Here is a 17,631-nt window from a genome sequence, read left to right as displayed (position 1 = left end):
ATTTGTACTTTAATTGGAATTGACGGATGCACATAATCTTCACATCTCAGATATTGATCACTTGATCAAATCCTCATTTTTGTATGCGTAACTGGAGGCCCATGAATCACAAAATGGCATAATACCATACTTCATCACAAGCGCCGCCTATTGCGTTACGTATGCAAAAGGTCAACACCTCAGAATCCATATAAACCATGCGTAAAATTATACCTGATCGGGGCTATTTGTTGTAAAAATTACAATGTTTCAACGTTGCAAAACTATATAGTTTTCAAAAATTTGTGCCAGATGACTACGCCATTTTCAATAGTTAAAATGATAGAAGCGAATTTGTGAATTTGGTTTTGGATTATACTAAAGAGTACAAAAAGAAAACTCCTGCATCAGCTAAACTATTTGCAAAATCAGCAAAGATGCATATCAATGGCGTTTCTCATAACATAAGATTTTATGAACCATATCCATTTGTTGTAAAAAAATCTTTAGGAAAAAATTTGATTGATGTTGATTCAAACAAGTATACAGATTACTGGATGGGTCATTGGGCTTTGATTCTAGGACACGGTCCAAAAGGAGTTAAAAAGAATCTACAAAAACAGATTGAGAAATCTTGGATGTATGGAACAGTAAATGAGCAGACCATCTTACTGTCTGAACTAATATCAAAAGCAGTTTCAGTAGCTGAGAAGATTCGTTATGTCACATCTGGAACTGAAGCTACAATGTATGCAGTAAGATTAGCCCGCTCTGTAACTGGGAAAAAAATTATTGCAAAGATTGATGGTGGATGGCACGGATATACTTCTGATTTACTAAAATCTGTAAACTGGCCGTTTTCAGAGTCTGAAAGTAGTGGTGTTGTAAATGAAGAGCAGATTATATCAATTCCATACAATGATTTGGTAAAATCACTTTCTATTTTGAAAAAATATTGCAAGGAATTAGCTGGTGTAATTATAGAGCCAGTTCTAGGTGGTGGAGGATGTATTCCAGCTGATGTTGATTACTTGAAAGGTGTACAGGAGTTTTGTAAAAAGAACAATTCGTTATTTATTTTAGATGAGATTGTTACTGGATTTAGATTTAGATTTGGGTGCCTATACCCTACAATGAAGCTTGATCCTGACATTGTAACTTTGGGAAAAATTGTAGGAGGGGGAATGGCAATTGGTGTGATGTGTGGCAAAAAGGAAATCATGGAGTATGCAGATACCACTGGAAAGAAAAAGTCAGAGAGAAGTTATGTTGGTGGAGGTACGTTTTCTGCAAATCCTGCCTCAATGGTGGCAGGTTTTTCTACACTATCTGAGTTGAAAAGTAAAAAATCAATTTATTCTAAAATTAACTCTATTGGGAAATATGCAAGAAAAGAGATTACCAAAACATTTGATGGTAAGGTTGCAGTTACTGGAAAGGGTTCATTGTTTATGACTCATTTTCTAAAAGACGGAATTACTGAAATTACAAACTCATCTCAGGCTGCAAAATGCGATGGGGAATTATTGGCAAAGTATCACTTTAAGATGATAGCCCATGATGGAATATTTTTCTTACCAGGAAAACTTGGCGCAATATCAGATGCACATTCAAAGTCAGATATCAAAAAGATGGTAAAGGCATCTGAGGACTTTATTTATTAGAGTCATTTGGAAAGAATTCTGACTTCCAAGCCTTTAGTTTTCGGAAAATTTCTAGATATTCTTTTGACTTTACAGTGATGTGTATGTGGGCATACAGTTCTCCAAACTGACACTCAAATATCATTCTGCACTCGTCTTTGAAGAAGGGTACAGAGATTCCAATCTTGATTAATTTTGAGAACTCAAAATCTTGGATTTGAATTATATTTTCTTTGATGGTTATTTGTTTGGGATTTGAATTTTTGGAGATGGTCTCATCTAATTTCTTTTTGACTTCATCACTCCACAAGGGAGTATCATGGGGCCACCTGTGAACAAACACTTTTTCAGCTAGAAATGAAATTTCAGACAACACCAGAACTAATTTTCATGTTTTTATAAAATAAGTGATTTTACAAAATATTGGAAAAGAAAAAGGAAGTAAAAGATGCCTATGCAACTGATGACCCTACCAATACAGATGCAAAGTCCCAAGAAGATATGGCAAAGGAGGCCATCAAGAAATTCAAATCATTGAATAATCAGTAAAGTTTGATTATAGAAGAGAGGTTTTTAAAAAAAATGGGACTGTTTGGCAAAAAAGAAGATCCTGAAGACCTAATGTATGATGCAATGGACATGGTAGAAAGAAATCAACCAAAAGCTGCCATTTCATTATTTAACAAAGTTCTAAAACAAGAGCCAGAAAACAAAGAGGCATTACTACAAAAGGGATTGGCGCTAAACAAGATAAAAAAATATCAGGACGCAATTACTTGCTTTGACAGACTGATAGAAGTTGATCCTAAAGATGCCCAAGCCCTAAACAACAGAGGAATAGCTATGGCAGAGACTGGCAACATTCAGGGGGCAGCAGAATATTACGACAAAGCAATAGAAGCTGATGCAAAGTACGCATCAGCCTATTTTAACAAAGGCGTACTACTAGACAAACTCCAAGAGCATGAAGAGGCCTTGACTATTTTAGACAAGGCAATCTCAATTGATCCAAAAAAGCCAAATGCCCAAATTTACAAAGGAATAGTTTTAGGAAAACTCAAAAGAAACGAGGAAGCCTTGAATTGCTTTTCTAATGTTTGCAAAAAATATCCAAATAATTTGGATGCATTCTTTCAAAAAGGAGTACAGTTAGCAGAATTAGGGCAACACAAAAAAGCACTAGATGTGTTTGATGAGATTTTAAAAAAATTCAAAGGCAATGTTAATGTGGTTTATGCAAAATCACGCAGTCTCGCAGCACTTGAGAGATATCCCGAATCCCTAGAACTCCTAAAGCAGGCAGTATCTGTAAGTCCCAAAGTCATTCGCGCATGGGCAAAAGAAGAGCCAATATTTACAAAGTTGCACAGCAATGATCAGTTCAGAAAGTTGCTAAAATTATAATACTTTTTTGCGAACCGCATCAACTCTAATAAGACCAACTTTCTTTTTTGGGCCAATGAGTCGTGCCTCAAATATTGGAACATACAGTTCAGTAATTTCTCGCAAAACAAATTCTTCAGAAAGATCCCGGACATCAGTTTCCAATGGTTTTTTTAGCATCGTCTGAAGCTTGTCAATAGCTGCATCATATGTCAACTCTGGTCTTTTGACATTTGGTTCGTTTTGCTCTAGTATTCCCTTTGGATAATTTTCAACTGATTTTGAATTTACTTTGAATGGAAAGTTTATCTCTCTTCCATGATGATCAAACGCAAGCTCGTCTTCCTCTTCAACAAAGACATGCTCCTCAAGTTTTATGTCAATCTTGTTTTTTCCTCGCTTTCCAACAAATGCTTTTTCTAGAGTTGACTTTGATTTGATTGGAAACACACCATCTCCCAAAACAACTTCATTTACATTTGAAGGAACAGAGATTGTATGTACTGCCTTTCTAAAATAATCAGCAATGTACTTTCCAGATACTAGCAAAATGCACTCATAGTATAATTTTAAGGAATGGAGGTGAACCTCTTCTTTTTTTGGTCTTGAAAGCAATGACTTGAATGGTGAGGTCTTTTTGTCTTCAACAATCTGCTCTGCCTCATCTTGTTCTATGCTCTTTCTTAGAACTGTGGTTTTTACATCATAATTTGACTTTACCAAAACTAAACAAAATACAGCATCATAGCTATTAAACCAATTCTACTAGGAATTAAATAATAGATTTTTCAAAATACAGATATGGCAACAAAAAAGAAAGTTGGATATATTGAGAGATTTTTGAAAAAAGCAGACAAGGCAATTGATGAAGGGGTAAAGAGAGCAGACGAAGTATTAGAGGATGCAGTAGAGTTTGGTTCAATGACTGCAAAACAGGCAGCACAGGCAAGCAAAGAAATCCAAAACAGGGCAAAAAAAGAAAGCGAGCAACTACACAAGAAAGGTACCAAAAAAATTAGTGAAGGTATTTCTGCTGTAAAAAATGCAGGGGTAGGTACTGAAGATGATTTGGCAACACTTGAGAAACTAGGAAAACTTCGAAAGGCAGGAGTCATTACTCAAAAAGAATTTCAGGCAAAGAAAAAGAAGATTCTGGATAGAATTTAAGATGAAAAAATCAAATATCAATGGTATTAATGATAAAAGAAATGTAAATCCAAATTGGTTTACATCTAAAACATGGATGAAGGTTCTATCAGAGAAAATAAAATCAAAAGATCAAGACATCTATCATGTTCATTTTGAAAAGGGTTCTAGAACAAAACTTCATGCACATAATGGAAACCAAGTATTAATTGCAACCAAAGGTAAAGGCAGTCTTGAAATTTTTAAAAAGTATGGCACAAGTAAAAGCAATTTCAAAATAAAAAAGACTGAAAAGATTACTCTAAACGAAGGGGACATTGTACACATACCTGCAAAGACACTCCATACTCACGGATCTGTGGATAAAAAAAAGACGTTTTCTCATATTGCAATCAATATTTTGCCACGAAAAAATGCACAGTACAAGACAGTCTGGTGGGAATCAGATTTTAAGACAAAGGCTATTAATATCATTTAGAGAATGTCAGTTAGAAAAAATTCAGAAATAGAATCAATCCAAGGAAATGAAGGAACTAGTATCAAACAATTTTTTCACCCACACAATACGCTAAACGAGATTAACTATAGCCTTGCACAATTCACATTAAAGCCAGGAAAAAAATCAAAGATTCACAAGCTAAAGTCATCTGAAATATACTATATCTTAGAGGGAAGCGCAAATTTGATAGTAGATGATGAAGTTTTAGAACTAGAAAAAGATGATTCGATATATGTTCCACCAAACTCAAAGCAACATATTGAAAACAAGGGGGAAGAAAACTTGCGATTTTTGTGCATAGTAGAGCCTGCATGGAAAGCAGAAGATGAGATCATACTAGAATGAATAATCATACATGGCATAAACGAAATTATTTTTAACGTATGATAAATCTCTAAAATTAGTGAACGCGTATCAGGCCCTCAAGGTATTGGATGTTGATTCAAACTCATCACAAGAGGAGATAAAATCAGCATTTAGAAAAAAGGCACTAGAGCATCATCCAGACAAAAGTAAGAACAAAAATGAGGATGTGGAATTTAAAAGAATTACAGAGGCATATGAATTTCTTAAAAAAAATCATCATCAGAGAAATGATGTTTATCATCAAAATGATTCAAAACCAAAAACAAACTTCAAAAGAAAACCATGGGGCGCACCTGAAGATGAAAAAATTCCAGAGCAAGACTGGGGAAAGTACACAAAAGAGTTTGAAGAAGGAGATCCTGACTTTTGGAAAGAGTATGAAAAAAAATTTTGGGAAGAATACAATGCAAGAGTTCGTCCAGATGGACGAAATGGAGAATATGAAAAGGCAAAAGAGCCTAAAAAGCAGCCTAATCTCTTTGTAGATGTAGACAAGAGTTTGTGCATTGGTTGTTGTAGCTGTGAAATAATTGCTCCAGACGTATTTGAAATTAACAAAGAAAGAATGATGAATCCAAAATCATCAGTAATTAATCAAAAAGGTGCAGGAGTAAACAAGATTATGGATGCAGCAATGACTTGTCCCACAAAGGCAATAATTGTAGAAAACACAGACACGAAAGAAAGAATGTATCCTTATTGAAATTACATTTTTAGTTTTTCATATATCTCATCTAATTCGGATTCAGGCAATTTCAATGTGCCATCAAACATGCTATGTATTGCAGATGCAGAATCATCAGAACTTCTTGGAACTAAATGAACGTGTACATGTGGTATCTCTTGTCCTGCATCTTTTCCGTTGTGTACTGCAACCAAAGTGGCACCAGAAATAGAATCAACTTTAGATATCATTTTATGCACAAGTGAAAACAAATCGGCATTCTCATCACCAGACATGTCTTGAATTTTCTGATGGTGGTTTTTTGGAATTACTAGAACGTGTCCCTTTGCTAGAGGAAATGCATCTAGAAACGAAATGGAGTTAGAAGTTTCTCCAAGTATTTTACATGGAATTTCCTTTGCAATTATTTTACAGAAAATACAATCCATATCATATCATATTTTTTTTAATATTAAATGGTTAATTATGGGTCTACAACTGTTGCCCATGCCAATCCTTTGCCAAACTTGATAGTTGTAACATCACCAGGTTTGTGATTACAATTTTCAATTGTTTTTGGTATTGCATCACTAGTTTCAACATAACAGATTCCATTATCATTGCTCAAAATTTCAACATCCTCATAGATATCCTCACGGATTAAATTCCAAAATGGAAACACCAAAGTAGACAATACCAATCCTGCAACTACAAATGCACCTCCAAAGACTAATCCAGCCTTTTGGCTTGAACTAATCTCCATTCTACCAAGTACCGCCATCACCTGCATTAGGATCTAATTTCTTTGCAGGGACATTACCATGTGCTTTTTTCATGTGTCTTTTCAGGCGTTCAGGATCATGTAGTTCTGTTCCACAGGTATCACATTTTGTTTTACTGCCATTGTCTTTGTTACGTTTGAACAAACCCATATTTTGTTAAAATTTTGAAATACATTATAAAGGATACGTGATTTTTGGAAGATCATGACGATAAAAAATATCACTGTTTTAGGTTCAGGAGTAATGGGACACGGTATTGCACAGGTATCAGCCACTGCAGGATACAATATTGTCCTAAGAGATATCGAGCAAGGATTTTTGGATAAGGCAATGGAGAAAATAAGATGGAGTTTAGATAAACTAGTTTCAAAAGAAAAAATTTCAAAAGAAGAAGGGGATGCAATTTTTGGTAGAATTAAACCAGTAGTAGATTTGAAGGAGGCAGTAAAAGATGCAGAGATGGTAATAGAGGTGGTACCAGAGATAATGGATTTGAAGAAAAAAGTTTATGCAGAATTAGATGAGGTGGCAGCACCTGAAGTAATCTTTGCATCAAACACAAGTACATTACCAATTACAGAGATTGCTAACACAACATCTAGGCCTGACAAATTTATTGGAATTCATTTCTTTAACCCTCCACAACTAATGAAATTAGTTGAAGTGATTCCAGGAGAAAAAACATCTCAGCAAGTCACAGAGTTGACTAAAGATTTTGTAAAATCAGTAAACAAACAAGCAGTACTGTGTAGAAAGGATGTCCCAGGATTCATCATTAACAGATTATTCATTCCAATGGTTCACGAAGCATGTTTTGTCAAAGATAGAACTGGAGCAACTCTTGAAGAGATTGATTCGGCAGTAAAATTCAAGTTAGGATTTCCCATGGGAATTTTTGAATTAGCAGATTTTACAGGCATGGATGTAATACACAAGGCAACAGTTGAGATGCACTTGAGGGACAAAAAAGTAATCAACCCACATCCACTAGTTGAAAAAATGTTTGATGAAAAAAAGTTGGGGCAAAAATCAGGTGAAGGTTATTACAAATACTCTGATGACAAATATGAAAGAGTTACACTATCTGAAGAGCTGGCACAAAAATGTGACCCAATTCAGATTGTTGCAAATATTCTAAACAATGCAGCATGGCTTGTAACAAATGGTGCAAGTGACATTGATGAAATTGAAAAAGCAGTTCAATTAGGATTGGGTCTCAAAAAACCACTATTTGAGACAGCAAAAGAGATTGGCATCAAAAATATTGTAGAAGAGTTAAACAAACTTGCTCAAGAGTACGGAGAGTTTTACAAACCAGACCCATTATTGGTGTCTATGCAGAACTAATGAATGCCCAAATGTTCTTTTATTTTACCTACATCTTCACCAATCATTGCAATCTGACTACTTAGTGCCCACACAGAATTTCGTGATTGAATGTTTTGGTTGTTTAGATATTTTACCAAAGTCATGGTAAATTCAGAGTTTTTTGTTTTTTCAAGATAAGATATGATTTCATCTATCATTTGAGGAGGTAATCCTTTGTCTAATTTGTCAATGAGTTGTTTGCATTCCTCATCATTTTGAATTGCCATAACCTAGCATACAATCTTTTGACTAAAGAATATTATGGAGATATTAATTCTAGAATTTTTTTAATTGCTTCTTGAGGAGTATCCACTCCAACTATCTTGATGTTTTCTCTGTGATCAAGATATCCGCCAATAAATGGATCAACTGAGCTATCAAGATTTCTAATTGCAACCATTGGTTTTTTGTGCATGTATGCAGCACATGTTTCAGATAACGTTCCAGACCCGCCACCTACAATTATCACACCATCAGCTGACAAGGCATTGAGAAAATCACGTGCCAATCCCATTCCGGTCGGAATTACAATGTCACAGTATTCATTTGCCTCAGCAGGATCATTTTGAGGAATTATTCCAATAGTTAGACCTCCTGCATCCTTTGCGCCATGAGCTGCTGCAATCATCACCCCACCCAGACCACCACAAATTAAGACAGAATCAGATTTTGCAATTTCAGCCCCAATCTCATAAGCAATTTTTTCATGCTTAGGAAGGCATCCCTTTGTGTTGTGGCCAATAACTAAGATCTGTCTTTTCTTTGCCATAGTCTTAAAGACAAAAAATGGTTTGAAATATCTTCCGAGAGAAAAGGATATTAGTAAAAAATACCACTGCTCTGTATGGAAAGACGTTCAATGCCAGTATGTTTTACTGAAAAACAATACAAAATGATCGAAGAGTATGCCAAAAGAAACGGCATGCTAAATGCAAGTCAAGCTCTTGAAAAACTGCTAAGCGAATAAACGCTTTTTTTGTTATTTTTGTTTTGTTTTATCCAATCTATGATTAAGCCATTCCCTTTATTCCATATCCTAACAATACAGAGTAACATCCCAAACCACATTTTTCGCATATTGGCTTCATAGAATCTTTCTCAGCACTTCCTATGCAGCAGGGTTGTTTTTCCCGACCCATGTGATCAACTGAAACAATTGCCCAAGTAGGGCAATCAATAGGAGTGGTTCCTTTTCCACCCCAATTTTGTTTCATAATTTCTAGTTGTTCTTTAGGATTGATGATATAATTTTTTAGAGAATTTAATTTTAAATCAATTAGTCTATCAATTACTTTGTCACGTTCTTTACCAAATGGAAGCCAAAGAGGATCATTTTCCATAAACGGTGTGTGGAATTGAAATCCAATTTTATTAGTATAGTCTTTCCAATCATCAATTACTTTTTCAACTGTTTTGTAATTTTGTGAGTTTATGGTCATTGTTATCCATATATCTTTCCAGGCTTTTTGGCCATTGTTTTTTACATAGTTTAGAACATTTTCTCTAGTTTTTGCCCATGCACCTTCTCCACGAATTTTATTGTGCGTCTTTTCATCTCCGTCTATTGAAATCCAGTAAAAGTAAATGTCCTTAAAGTAAGGAATTGGAAAAGTTCCATTAGTCACAACACATGCTCTTTTTGGAAATTCTTTGACAAACAGTTCAACAATGTCTGGACGCATCATAGGTTCACCACCAACCAAAGTTGCAATAAATACATGTTGCTTCTTGAACTTTTCATCAATGATTTTTTTCCATTGCTGAGTTGTGAGATCCTCATTTTCTTTTCGGTTTAGCCACCAGTAGCAGTGTTCGCAATGCAAATTGCAGACATTGATTATATCAGCTGAGCCATAAAATGGACTCTTTCTACCAAATAACTTGTATCCGCCAATTTTTAGTCCCAGATGAAAATACAGTGGAGATTCTCGAATGATCTGTCTAAATCCTCTTCCCATAATTTCCATATTAAAAATATGAATTCAAAAAATTTAACATTTTCATAATGTGCCAGAATAAAACAACAGGATAAGCTATATAGAATAAAACATTCACATCAGATTTGTAAAATGGGATTATTTAGTAAAAAGCCATCATTTTGTGCCGTTTGCAACAAAGAACTAACTCACAAGCACAAACCAAAAAGAGAATGGAACATCAAAGGTTCACTTTGTGGGGATTGCCATTTTGAAAAACAAAAGGAGTACTATGAAGGAAAGGTAAGACAACCATGCGTCGAATGCGGGAATACTCAAAAAATAACGGACCTGTGGGAGCCAAGATGGCAATGGGACATGGAGGGACTTCTTTGCAAGCCATGTTTTGATAAAAAAGAAGAATCATTTGGAAAAAAGAAAAACTTTTGTTCATTGTGTGGGGGCAAGATGGGACTGATCAGATACAATCCAAAAGGAAAATGGAAGGTAGATGGACAGCTGTGCAGAAAATGCTGGGATGAGAAAAAAGCAGAGTTAGGATAACAGTTGAGATTTTTTAAAAAAATAAAATGCGATAGTTGTGATAGTAAATTTTCAAAACAAGAAGAGTTGATGAATCACAAACAGATTGTTCATGGAAAAGATTTACAGTATGATTGCAAAGTGTGTGACAAATATTTTTCAAATATGGAAGATATGCGAACTCATTTGCAAAGAGAGCACAGTTACAAAAAAGACAGAGAGAATTAGATTGCTTTTACAGTTTTGACTACTGGGGGTCTTACTTTAGTAAATACTCTGAATCCACAAATACATTTGATTTCAGGTAAACGAGATAGTTCAGTATTTGAGACCATAGTTCCACATCTAAGGCAAGAATAGTTTACATCAAATGTTTCAACAGGTGTTTCTTCTACTTCATCATCAAAGTTTTCTTCAGCCATGTTTATCATCAAAATTTCTGTAATTTAGAGATTATGTTAAGGAGAGTTCAATGTAGACGTCATCAGGAATCTTTAGTCGCATAAGTTGTCTGATTGCTTTATCATCAGCGTTGATATTGATAATTCTTCTATGCATTTTCATCTCCCACTTCTCATAGGTTTCAGTGCCACTGCCACAGGGTGACTTTCTAGTAGCAACATGTAATCTTTTTACAGGAAGTGGTGTTGGACCTTTTACCTTAACACCTGTTTTTTTACCGATACCCATGATTTCCCCACATACTCCATCTAGTTTTGGTAGACTTGTTGATGTGAGTTTGACACGGGCGGTTTGGGTCATAAAAAATCCGCCTATGGTTTGTACTCTTCGGTAATTTCCTTAACGATTCCTGCTGCGATAGTTGCACCCATATCTCTTAGGGCAAATCTACCCATCTCAGGGAAATCTTGGAATGTTTCAATACAAGTTGGTCTTACCGGTCTGATTTTTACAATTGCGGAATCTCCAACTTTGAGGAATTTTGGATTTTCTTCCTCAACGGCACCAGTTGCGGGGTTGATCTTTTGTAGAAACTCAGTAACTGTTGCTGCAACTTGTGCAGTGTGTGCGTGCATAACTGGAGTGTAACCAGGTGCAATTGCTGTTGGGTGGTGAATTACAATAATTTGTGCTTTGAATTCTTTTGCAACTGCTGGAGGAGCATCTGGACTTCCAAGAACATCTCCTCTTTTGATATCTTTCTTCTCAACACCTCTAAGGTTAAAACCAATGTTATCACCTGCTTCTGCAGATGGCATCTCTTGGTGGTGTGTCTCAATAGATTTGATTTCACCAGGAGCACCTGAAGGCATTACAACAATTTTGTCTCCTGCTTTCATAGTTCCTGTCTCAACTCTACCTACTGGAACGGTACCAACACCAGTGATGGTATAAACATCTTGGATTGGAACACGTAGTGGTTTTCCTACTGGTTTTTCAGATACTGTAAAGTCATCAAATGCTTCAAGTAGGGTCTTGCCATTGTACCATGGCATGTTCTCAGATTTTTTAACCAAGTTATCGCCTTTCCATCCAGAAACTGGAATGAATGGCACATTTTCTAGTTTGTAACCTACAGATTTAACTAATTTTTCGCCCTTTTCTTTGGCGGCTTTAAATGCGTCTTCAGAATAGTTGCTATCATCCATCTTGTTGATTGCAACGATTAGTTGGTTTACACCTAAAGTCTTGAGTAAGAATGCGTGTTCTCTTGCTTGACCTCCTGCAGCAATTGCAGTATCTGTTTCACCTTCTTTTGCTGAAAGTACTAAGACTGCTGCATCGGCTTCAGAAGCACCAGTAATCATGTTTTTAATAAAGTCCCTGTGACCAGGAGCGTCAATCAAAGTAAAGAAGTACTTTGGAGACTCAAATTTTTGGAATGCAAGATCGATTGTAATACCTCTCTCTCTTTCATCCTTAATGTTATCCATAACCCATGCATACTTGAAAGTATCACCTTTTCCGGTCTTCTCGGATTCGGATGCATGTGCTGCAATTGTTCTTTCATCTACAACACCAAGATCCATCAAGAAATGACCCATAGTTGTTGATTTTCCATTATCAATATGACCTGTAACAATCAGGTTCAAGTGTGGTTTATCTGCCATGTAGAGTGCGTATCTGAGGGCATTTATTACTGTTATGAATTTTTGAAAAAAAATCCAAAATTTTTCAATTAATTTCAGATCAGAAGACTTTGCTAAAAGCACATAAATCAAAGGGGCAAAAATGGAAAATATGAAAATTACAGTTTCAGTTATCAAAGCCGATGTCGGTGGTGTCGGTGGACATACAAAACCAAGTGACGGATTGTTAGACGCAATTAAAAATACCGTCAAAAATTCAGCAGATTTGCTTATTGATTATTACATAGGATATTGTGGAGACGACACTCACATTGTAATGTCTCACACTCACGGAGTAGACAACCAACAGATTCACAAATTAGCATGGGATGCATTCATGGCAGGAACTCAAGTTGCAAAAGAAGAAGGTCTGTATGGGGCAGGACAAGATTTACTCAAAGATTCATTTTCAGGAAACGTAAAAGGTATGGGTCCAGGGGTTGCAGAGATGGAGTTTGAAGAAAGACCTAATGAAGCATTTACAGTATTTGCAGCGGATAAAACAGAACCAGGTGCATTCAACTATCCAATTTACAGAATGTTTGTAGACGCACTAAGTAACACAGGATTAATCGTAAACAAGAATCTTGCAGAAGGAGTAAAAATGAACATCATGGATGTTGAGAAAGCTCAGATTGCAGAATTAGAATTATGGCAAGACAAACCAACAATTGAAGCTGCATTAATGTATCCAGGAAGATATGTTGTAGATTCTGTCACTACCAAAGATGGAGAGCCAATTTTAGCTGCATCAACTGACAGATTACACAACATTGCAGGAACATATGTTGGAAAAGACGATCCAATTTGTCTTGTTAGAACACAAAAAAGATTCCCTGCAACCGAAGAGGTAGGAAGTGTCTTTAACAATCCACACTTTGTTGCAGGAAATACAAGAGGAAGTCACAACATGCCTTTAATGCCTGTGAAACTAAATTCTGCAGCAACAATCAACTTTTGCATTCCAATAGTTGAAGCACTTGTTTTTAGTATGCATAATGGAAAGTTTACAGGTCCATTTGATGGATTCTCAACTCCAGATTGGGATCTAATTAGAGAAAGAGCAACAGAAAAAGCAATGGCAATTAGAAGTCAAGGATTCATTCATCCAGCAACACTTGTTCCATCAGAATTAGAATATGCTGAAGGGTATAGAGCAAGAATGGATGTTCTTGAAAGTAAGATGAAACCAATGGAAGAAAGCACTTCTAGTGGACAAAAGAAAGAAAATTACGAAGATCCAGACTAGCCAGTTCGGACTCTGCAATTATAAGAAATGGTTAAATCTAAAAAGACATTACTGTATTTAGGCAGAAATGGATTTTCAAAAGATTTTTGACTGGAAGACATACATTTTCACAGCATTAGCTGTTATCTCATTTTCAAATTTCATGGCAGTATTATTTGGTAAAACTATACCAGTAATAGTACTAGACTTTTTCAAAGTTGCAGGAGAATACGTCGTATTGGGAGCAGTTTTTGTATTTGCACTTGCTTGGCTCCTAAAGGCAAAACCCCACAACCGTCCAAAACAATATTCAGTAGTCCCATTTGATGTATTTGGAAAAAAGAGTCAGATTGATGGCTTGAGAACAGAATTCAAAACACATGATGTGGCATGGAGTTTTATGAAGCAGTACAAAAAATCATACCCACTATACAATTTTGCGCTAGTATCTGATCTTCCAAAGTCAGACAAGCCAACTATTTTCAGATACATCTAGATTCAATTTTTATTCAACATTACGTAAAGAATTAGAATGGAGTTTTCTGTTTTAGCTGACGCATTTAACAAAATGGAGTCAACTAGAAAGAGATTAGAGTTAACTCAATACTTGGTAGAATTATTTGAAAAGACACCACAAGAAGTAATCTCAAAAATAGTTTACCTCTTACAAGGAAAACTAAGACCAGACTTTGAAGGAATAGAGTTAGGAGTAGCAGAAAAACTTGCAATAAGGGCAATTTCAAAGTCTTCAGGCATTCCAATTAAAAAAATTGAAGAAGAATATAGAAAAGGAGGAGACATGGGACATGCTGCAACCATAATACTAGAGCAGAAAACACAAACAACGTTTCTTGTAGAAGACATTACAGTAGAGCGCGTTTATGAGACACTATTCAAAATTGCAAAGCTAGAAGGAAACAGATCACAAGACATGAAGATGAAGTACATCTCAAGTCTTCTAAACGATGCAAGTCCACTAGAAGCAAGTTTTATTCTAAAAATTTTGTTAGGAACACTAAGACTAGGAATTGCAGAAAATACAGTAATGGATGCATTAGCAATAGCATTTTCAGGAAATAAAGAAAACAGAAAAGTGTTGGAGCATGCATACAATGTTTCTAGCGACTTGGGAAAAGTCGCAGAGATTTTAGCAAATGACGGATTAGAAGGAGTTGAAAAATTCAAAATAATTTTATTTAATCCCATCAGACCAATGCTTGCAGACAGAGTAAAGAGTGAGCAAGAAGCAATTGAGAAAATGGGAGAAGAGTTTGCAGCAGAATACAAGCTAGATGGAGAAAGAGTACAGTTGCATATTGAAGGAGACAAAGTTGTTTTGTTTTCAAGAAGTCTAGAAAACATTTCAAGCTACTATCCAGACATAATAGAAAAAATTCCAAAAGCAATTCAAGCAGAAAACATCATACTAGAAGCAGAGGCAGTTGCAGTTAATGAAAACACAGGAGAATTTTTACCATTCCAAGAATTAATGCACAGAAGAAGAAAATACAAAATAGAAAAAGCAGTTACACAGTACCCAATAACAGTTAATCTGTTTGATATTTTGTACTGCAATGGAAAAAGCTGTTTAGAGTTAGACTATAAAGAAAGAAGAGAGAAGATGGAAAAAGTTGTAAAAGAAGATGAATTTGTAAAACACATTCCAATGGCAATAGTAAAAAACGAAAACGACATTGAAGACTTTTTTGAAAACAGCATAAACGCAGGAAGTGAAGGACTGATGCTAAAGATGCTTGATAAACCATATCAAGCAGGTTCACGAGGAAGTCATTGGTTAAAACTCAAAAGAGAGTATCAAAATGAGCTTGGAGATAGTTTAGATCTAGTTGTCATAGGAGGATTCTTTGGAAAAGGAAGAAGAACTGGGAGTTATGGAACCTTGTTACTGGCAACATATGAGGAAGATGAAGATACATTTACCAGTATTTGTAAAGTTGGTACTGGATTTTCAGATGAAGATTTGGACCAATTGTATCAAATTCTAAGTCCCAAAGTTACAATCAAAAAAAATCCGCGCATCGATAGTGAAATGGAAGCTGATGTATGGTTTGAACCAGAATTAGTAATAGAGGTAGTTGCATCTGAGATCACACTTAGTCCAATTCACAAAGCAGCAAGAGACAAAGTTCGAAAGGGTGCAGGACTTGCGTTAAGGTTTCCAAAATTTACTGGAAAAATGAGAGTTGAGAAAATGGCAGAGGATGCATCCACAAATGAAGAAATAATTACACTATACCAAGGTCAGAAAAAAGTAGCACATGACAAAAGCCTCATGTAATCATGCTCAAAAAATATCAAAAATCATAGAGGATTTAAATTACCTTGGGATTTGGTAGTTTTTGTTATGTATAGCGGAGAGCTTGAAGTTCAAGCAAAAAGAAAGGCTATAGCAGTTTTACAAGACGAAATCAACAGAATTCTTAATGCTTCTAGAGAACTAGCAACACTTCCTGAACTGATGATGAAAAAAGACAAGACAGGAATCAAAAACACACTAGAGCAAATCTCAACAATTGAGGAAGAAGTAGAGAATCTAAGAAGAAAGATTACACGTGAGGTTGCAGATGTAGGGGGTTTGATCATGAATAGAGAGAATCTTCTAAACACAGCATATACAATGGATGAAATTGCAGGTTACATTACCGGAATCTCATTCAAACTCTCAAATGTAAAAGCAACTACACTAAAAAGTGCAAAACTAGACAAAGACTTGACAAAACTAATTGAATTGGTAGTAGACGAAGTCTACAAACTAAATGAGATCATTAGAAGTCTTAACACCAATACTGCAAATGCAATTGAGTTGGCACAAGAAACACAAACAATTGAAAGAGAAATAGACATCAAATACAGACAAGCAACAATAAAGCTTCTAAGTGAAGTCACAAACACCAAAGAATTGATGTTAATGAAAGATGTAATTGAGGGAATTGAAGAGATGGCAGATAAATGCCAAAGGGTTTCAGATTCTTTCATTTTGTTAGCACTAAGCCTATAGACAAACCATCATCTACATTTTTACTTTATTTTATATTTTAAAGAACACTTCAAGCTAGTGAATTCATATACACTTTAATTTATTAAAAAAATTGTGAAAGGAGAGTTAATTGAAAATAGAGTAATTGTATGGAATATCGAAGAGTCGCGTAAACTTTTCAGCCAAGGATATTATGGAAAGCCAATAGGAATACCAAAACCAAAGATTGAAGAAATTGATGCACCTCTTATTTTGGATTTAATTGAAGCATTGTATTTGTTGGAAAATAAAAAAATTACAATTTCAAAATCAAAACGTAAAGTTACAGTTGAACAGATGACAGATATTTGCAAACAAGAGCATCATGATTTTGATAAAAAATATCTAGTATACAAAAATTTTAGAGACAAGGGTTACATTATCAATCCCGGAATAAAGTTTGGTTGTGATTTTGCAGTTTATGAGAAAGGTCCAGGAATAGATCATGCACCGTTTTTAATTCAAGTGTATAATCGAAGTGAGTCAATTACATCCACAGGAATTGTACTTGCAGGAAGACTTGCAACAACTGTAAGAAAACAATTCATTTTAGCAATTCCCAAAGGCAAAGACAATGTTGACTTTTTAGCTTTAGATTGGTGGAAAGCTTAAGCAGATTTTATGTGACCTGCAATACGATCATAGATTTCAAAAAGCTCTTTTGTAATTCCAAAAGACAAATGATTATCCCATTTACTGCGAATTCTCACTGCATTTTCTGTTGGCTCAACATAGATGGTAGCATCTTTGACTGACTGCCTTGCAATCATCTCATTTAATTCAGTATCTTGATTTAATTTTTGAGCTAATGAACCAGGTCCATCCCAACTCACTTTGAGAACAGTTTTGGATGCAAAGTGGCCTTTGGTTGTAAGTTGTGTTTTTGCAACATAGTTACTAACATCTTGGCCAGTATCTTTTCTTACAATAAAATGTGCTTGAAATCTGTCTAGTGCACCCCAAGGGAGTGGATTTGGATCTTGCATT

At 35.4% G+C, this 17,631-nt stretch carries 28 protein-coding genes; 16 read left to right on the top strand and 12 right to left on the bottom strand.

Annotation, left to right across the window (positions count from 1 at the left end; all coding sequences use genetic code 11):
- The first annotated feature begins 341 nt into the window (after nt 1-341).
- Nucleotides 342-1,643, top strand: coding sequence for an aspartate aminotransferase family protein (locus tag NPIRD3C_RS05575; RefSeq protein WP_148704144.1), 1,302 nt, complete (start codon nt 342-344; stop codon nt 1,641-1,643).
- Here the strand turns inward: NPIRD3C_RS05575 and NPIRD3C_RS05570 are convergent.
- Entirely contained in the window at nt 1,633-1,998 is a 366-nt protein-coding gene (locus NPIRD3C_RS05570) for a hypothetical protein (protein WP_237087612.1), read from the bottom strand. The two genes, NPIRD3C_RS05575 and NPIRD3C_RS05570, sit on opposite strands and share 11 nt — an antisense overlap.
- Before the next feature lie 47 nt (nt 1,999-2,045).
- Here NPIRD3C_RS05570 and NPIRD3C_RS10985 point away from each other — a divergent pair, with 47 nt between their 5' ends.
- Both NPIRD3C_RS10985 and NPIRD3C_RS05565 read left to right on the top strand, forming a co-directional pair.
- On the top strand, nt 2,046-2,171 hold the full coding sequence (locus NPIRD3C_RS10985; protein ID WP_255464681.1) for a hypothetical protein: 126 nt from the start codon (nt 2,046-2,048) through the stop codon (nt 2,169-2,171).
- A 33-nt stretch (nt 2,172-2,204) separates the two neighbouring features.
- On the top strand, nt 2,205-3,026 hold the full coding sequence (locus NPIRD3C_RS05565; protein WP_148703214.1) for a tetratricopeptide repeat protein: 822 nt from the start codon (nt 2,205-2,207) through the stop codon (nt 3,024-3,026).
- On the opposite strand, the gene NPIRD3C_RS05560 is transcribed toward NPIRD3C_RS05565, so the two are convergent.
- On the bottom strand, nt 3,021-3,728 hold the full coding sequence (locus NPIRD3C_RS05560) for a hypothetical protein (RefSeq protein WP_148703213.1): 708 nt from the start codon (nt 3,726-3,728) through the stop codon (nt 3,021-3,023). The two genes, NPIRD3C_RS05565 and NPIRD3C_RS05560, sit on opposite strands and share 6 nt — an antisense overlap.
- 78 nt (nt 3,729-3,806) lie before the next feature.
- On the opposite strand from NPIRD3C_RS05560, the gene NPIRD3C_RS05555 reads away from it, so the two are divergent.
- Genes NPIRD3C_RS05555 through NPIRD3C_RS05540 form a run of 4 tightly spaced genes read left to right on the top strand, consistent with a single transcriptional unit; the run spans nt 3,807 to nt 5,719 of the window.
- The gene (locus NPIRD3C_RS05555; protein ID WP_148703212.1) at nt 3,807-4,172 is read left to right on the top strand and encodes an SHOCT domain-containing protein; all 366 of its coding nucleotides are present in this window, start codon (nt 3,807-3,809) and stop codon (nt 4,170-4,172) included.
- A gap of 1 nt (nt 4,173) precedes the next feature.
- Nucleotides 4,174-4,629 carry a cupin domain-containing protein gene (locus NPIRD3C_RS05550; protein WP_148703211.1) on the top strand — a complete coding sequence of 152 codons (456 nt, stop codon included), beginning with the start codon at nt 4,174-4,176 and terminating at the stop codon, nt 4,627-4,629.
- Nucleotides 4,630-4,632: 3 nt separating this feature from the next.
- Entirely contained in the window at nt 4,633-4,995 is a 363-nt protein-coding gene (locus NPIRD3C_RS05545; protein ID WP_148703210.1) for a cupin domain-containing protein, read from the top strand.
- 58 nt (nt 4,996-5,053) lie between these two features.
- A complete protein-coding gene (locus tag NPIRD3C_RS05540) occupies nt 5,054-5,719 on the top strand; it encodes a ferredoxin (protein ID WP_148703209.1) in 666 nt (221 codons plus the stop codon).
- A 2-nt stretch (nt 5,720-5,721) separates the two neighbouring features.
- Here the strand turns inward: NPIRD3C_RS05540 and NPIRD3C_RS05535 are convergent, their stop codons facing one another.
- From NPIRD3C_RS05535 to NPIRD3C_RS10630, 3 genes are read right to left on the bottom strand one after another with little or no spacing between them, the layout of a single operon-like run.
- Nucleotides 5,722-6,129: an HIT family protein gene (locus tag NPIRD3C_RS05535; protein ID WP_148703208.1), complete on the bottom strand. Its 408-nt coding sequence runs from the start codon at nt 6,127-6,129 to the stop codon at nt 5,722-5,724.
- A 35-nt stretch (nt 6,130-6,164) separates the two neighbouring features.
- The gene (locus tag NPIRD3C_RS05530) at nt 6,165-6,443 is read right to left on the bottom strand and encodes a hypothetical protein (RefSeq protein WP_148703207.1); all 279 of its coding nucleotides are present in this window, start codon (nt 6,441-6,443) and stop codon (nt 6,165-6,167) included.
- Between the two features lies 1 nt (nt 6,444).
- Complete coding sequence (locus NPIRD3C_RS10630) at nt 6,445-6,612, bottom strand: hypothetical protein (protein ID WP_182126903.1); 168 nt, start codon at nt 6,610-6,612, stop codon at nt 6,445-6,447.
- 54 nt (nt 6,613-6,666) lie between these two features.
- Here NPIRD3C_RS10630 and NPIRD3C_RS05525 point away from each other — a divergent pair, with 54 nt between their 5' ends.
- Nucleotides 6,667-7,809, top strand: a complete 1,143-nt coding sequence (locus NPIRD3C_RS05525) for a 3-hydroxyacyl-CoA dehydrogenase (protein ID WP_148703206.1) — start codon at nt 6,667-6,669, stop codon at nt 7,807-7,809.
- On the opposite strand, the gene NPIRD3C_RS05520 is transcribed toward NPIRD3C_RS05525, so the two are convergent.
- Both NPIRD3C_RS05520 and NPIRD3C_RS05515 read right to left on the bottom strand, forming a co-directional pair.
- Nucleotides 7,806-8,057, bottom strand: coding sequence for a hypothetical protein (locus NPIRD3C_RS05520; protein ID WP_148703205.1), 252 nt, complete (start codon nt 8,055-8,057; stop codon nt 7,806-7,808). The genes NPIRD3C_RS05525 and NPIRD3C_RS05520 overlap by 4 nt on opposite strands.
- 32 nt (nt 8,058-8,089) lie before the next feature.
- Nucleotides 8,090-8,599 carry a TIGR00725 family protein gene (locus NPIRD3C_RS05515; RefSeq protein WP_148703204.1) on the bottom strand — a complete coding sequence of 170 codons (510 nt, stop codon included), beginning with the start codon at nt 8,597-8,599 and terminating at the stop codon, nt 8,090-8,092.
- A gap of 75 nt (nt 8,600-8,674) precedes the next feature.
- On the opposite strand from NPIRD3C_RS05515, the gene NPIRD3C_RS10980 reads away from it, so the two are divergent.
- Complete coding sequence (locus tag NPIRD3C_RS10980) at nt 8,675-8,797, top strand: hypothetical protein (protein ID WP_255464680.1); 123 nt, start codon at nt 8,675-8,677, stop codon at nt 8,795-8,797.
- Between the two features lie 43 nt (nt 8,798-8,840).
- Here the strand turns inward: NPIRD3C_RS10980 and NPIRD3C_RS05510 are convergent, their stop codons facing one another.
- The gene (locus NPIRD3C_RS05510; protein ID WP_148703203.1) at nt 8,841-9,797 is read right to left on the bottom strand and encodes a radical SAM protein; all 957 of its coding nucleotides are present in this window, start codon (nt 9,795-9,797) and stop codon (nt 8,841-8,843) included.
- A gap of 102 nt (nt 9,798-9,899) precedes the next feature.
- Here NPIRD3C_RS05510 and NPIRD3C_RS05505 point away from each other — a divergent pair, with 102 nt between their 5' ends.
- Together NPIRD3C_RS05505 and NPIRD3C_RS05500 are read left to right on the top strand one after the other, a co-directional pair.
- Entirely contained in the window at nt 9,900-10,310 is a 411-nt protein-coding gene (locus tag NPIRD3C_RS05505) for a hypothetical protein (RefSeq protein WP_148703202.1), read from the top strand.
- Between the two features lie 3 nt (nt 10,311-10,313).
- Nucleotides 10,314-10,517: a C2H2-type zinc finger protein gene (locus tag NPIRD3C_RS05500; RefSeq protein WP_148703201.1), complete on the top strand. Its 204-nt coding sequence runs from the start codon at nt 10,314-10,316 to the stop codon at nt 10,515-10,517.
- Here the strand turns inward: NPIRD3C_RS05500 and NPIRD3C_RS05495 are convergent.
- From NPIRD3C_RS05495 to tuf, 3 genes are read right to left on the bottom strand one after another with little or no spacing between them, the layout of a single operon-like run.
- Entirely contained in the window at nt 10,514-10,720 is a 207-nt protein-coding gene (locus NPIRD3C_RS05495) for a TFIIB-type zinc ribbon-containing protein (protein WP_148703200.1), read from the bottom strand. The genes NPIRD3C_RS05500 and NPIRD3C_RS05495 overlap by 4 nt on opposite strands.
- Nucleotides 10,721-10,742: 22 nt before the next feature.
- Nucleotides 10,743-11,051 (bottom strand): 30S ribosomal protein S10, encoded by a 309-nt coding sequence (rpsJ, locus tag NPIRD3C_RS05490; RefSeq protein WP_008299200.1) that lies wholly within the window; start codon nt 11,049-11,051, stop codon nt 10,743-10,745.
- Nucleotides 11,052-11,062: 11 nt separating this feature from the next.
- Complete coding sequence (gene tuf, locus NPIRD3C_RS05485; protein WP_148703199.1) at nt 11,063-12,361, bottom strand: translation elongation factor EF-1 subunit alpha; 1,299 nt, start codon at nt 12,359-12,361, stop codon at nt 11,063-11,065.
- 130 nt (nt 12,362-12,491) lie between these two features.
- On the opposite strand from tuf, the gene fbp reads away from it, so the two are divergent.
- The 5 genes from fbp (at nt 12,492) to endA (ending at nt 17,256) form a co-directional block, all read left to right on the top strand.
- Nucleotides 12,492-13,628 (top strand): fructose-1,6-bisphosphate aldolase/phosphatase, encoded by a 1,137-nt coding sequence (gene fbp, locus NPIRD3C_RS05480; protein ID WP_148704143.1) that lies wholly within the window; start codon nt 12,492-12,494, stop codon nt 13,626-13,628.
- 67 nt (nt 13,629-13,695) lie between these two features.
- Nucleotides 13,696-14,103 (top strand): hypothetical protein, encoded by a 408-nt coding sequence (locus tag NPIRD3C_RS05475; RefSeq protein WP_148703198.1) that lies wholly within the window; start codon nt 13,696-13,698, stop codon nt 14,101-14,103.
- 36 nt (nt 14,104-14,139) lie between these two features.
- The gene (locus tag NPIRD3C_RS05470) at nt 14,140-15,906 is read left to right on the top strand and encodes an ATP-dependent DNA ligase (protein WP_148703197.1); all 1,767 of its coding nucleotides are present in this window, start codon (nt 14,140-14,142) and stop codon (nt 15,904-15,906) included.
- Nucleotides 15,907-15,972: 66 nt separating this feature from the next.
- Nucleotides 15,973-16,626, top strand: a complete 654-nt coding sequence (locus tag NPIRD3C_RS05465) for a DUF47 domain-containing protein (RefSeq protein WP_148703196.1) — start codon at nt 15,973-15,975, stop codon at nt 16,624-16,626.
- A 93-nt stretch (nt 16,627-16,719) separates the two neighbouring features.
- Entirely contained in the window at nt 16,720-17,256 is a 537-nt protein-coding gene (gene endA, locus NPIRD3C_RS05460) for a tRNA-intron lyase (RefSeq protein WP_148703195.1), read from the top strand.
- Here the strand turns inward: endA and NPIRD3C_RS05455 are convergent.
- Nucleotides 17,253-17,630 carry a hypothetical protein gene (locus tag NPIRD3C_RS05455; protein ID WP_148703194.1) on the bottom strand — a complete coding sequence of 126 codons (378 nt, stop codon included), beginning with the start codon at nt 17,628-17,630 and terminating at the stop codon, nt 17,253-17,255. The genes endA and NPIRD3C_RS05455 overlap by 4 nt on opposite strands.
- Nucleotide 17,631: the final 1 nt, after the last annotated feature.

This window comes from Nitrosopumilus piranensis (assembly GCF_000875775.1).
In the GTDB taxonomy this organism is placed as follows: domain Archaea; phylum Thermoproteota; class Nitrososphaeria; order Nitrososphaerales; family Nitrosopumilaceae; genus Nitrosopumilus; species Nitrosopumilus piranensis.
The sequence above is the reverse complement of the archived record's forward strand: the minus strand, read 5'-3'. Positions and strand labels throughout refer to the sequence as shown.

Coding starts and splice junctions, on each gene's coding strand:
- rpsJ (WP_008299200.1), bottom strand. CDS start 11,051: ATGACCCAAACCGCCCGTGTCAAACTCACATCAACAAGTCTACCAAAA.
- NPIRD3C_RS05530 (WP_148703207.1), bottom strand. CDS start 6,443: ATGGAGATTAGTTCAAGCCAAAAGGCTGGATTAGTCTTTGGAGGTGCA.
- NPIRD3C_RS05545 (WP_148703210.1), top strand. CDS start 4,633: ATGTCAGTTAGAAAAAATTCAGAAATAGAATCAATCCAAGGAAATGAA.
- NPIRD3C_RS05505 (WP_148703202.1), top strand. CDS start 9,900: ATGGGATTATTTAGTAAAAAGCCATCATTTTGTGCCGTTTGCAACAAA.
- NPIRD3C_RS05565 (WP_148703214.1), top strand. CDS start 2,205: ATGGGACTGTTTGGCAAAAAAGAAGATCCTGAAGACCTAATGTATGAT.
- NPIRD3C_RS05550 (WP_148703211.1), top strand. CDS start 4,174: ATGAAAAAATCAAATATCAATGGTATTAATGATAAAAGAAATGTAAAT.
- NPIRD3C_RS05470 (WP_148703197.1), top strand. CDS start 14,140: ATGGAGTTTTCTGTTTTAGCTGACGCATTTAACAAAATGGAGTCAACT.
- NPIRD3C_RS05555 (WP_148703212.1), top strand. CDS start 3,807: ATGGCAACAAAAAAGAAAGTTGGATATATTGAGAGATTTTTGAAAAAA.
- tuf (WP_148703199.1), bottom strand. CDS start 12,361: ATGGCAGATAAACCACACTTGAACCTGATTGTTACAGGTCATATTGAT.
- NPIRD3C_RS10630 (WP_182126903.1), bottom strand. CDS start 6,612: ATGGGTTTGTTCAAACGTAACAAAGACAATGGCAGTAAAACAAAATGT.
- NPIRD3C_RS05535 (WP_148703208.1), bottom strand. CDS start 6,129: ATGGATTGTATTTTCTGTAAAATAATTGCAAAGGAAATTCCATGTAAA.
- NPIRD3C_RS05465 (WP_148703196.1), top strand. CDS start 15,973: ATGTATAGCGGAGAGCTTGAAGTTCAAGCAAAAAGAAAGGCTATAGCA.
- NPIRD3C_RS05515 (WP_148703204.1), bottom strand. CDS start 8,599: ATGGCAAAGAAAAGACAGATCTTAGTTATTGGCCACAACACAAAGGGA.
- NPIRD3C_RS05455 (WP_148703194.1), bottom strand. CDS start 17,630: ATGCAAGATCCAAATCCACTCCCTTGGGGTGCACTAGACAGATTTCAA.
- fbp (WP_148704143.1), top strand. CDS start 12,492: ATGAAAATTACAGTTTCAGTTATCAAAGCCGATGTCGGTGGTGTCGGT.
- NPIRD3C_RS10980 (WP_255464680.1), top strand. CDS start 8,675: ATGGAAAGACGTTCAATGCCAGTATGTTTTACTGAAAAACAATACAAA.
- NPIRD3C_RS05525 (WP_148703206.1), top strand. CDS start 6,667: ATGACGATAAAAAATATCACTGTTTTAGGTTCAGGAGTAATGGGACAC.
- NPIRD3C_RS05510 (WP_148703203.1), bottom strand. CDS start 9,797: ATGGAAATTATGGGAAGAGGATTTAGACAGATCATTCGAGAATCTCCA.
- NPIRD3C_RS05520 (WP_148703205.1), bottom strand. CDS start 8,057: ATGGCAATTCAAAATGATGAGGAATGCAAACAACTCATTGACAAATTA.
- NPIRD3C_RS05475 (WP_148703198.1), top strand. CDS start 13,696: ATGGATTTTCAAAAGATTTTTGACTGGAAGACATACATTTTCACAGCA.
- NPIRD3C_RS05495 (WP_148703200.1), bottom strand. CDS start 10,720: ATGATAAACATGGCTGAAGAAAACTTTGATGATGAAGTAGAAGAAACA.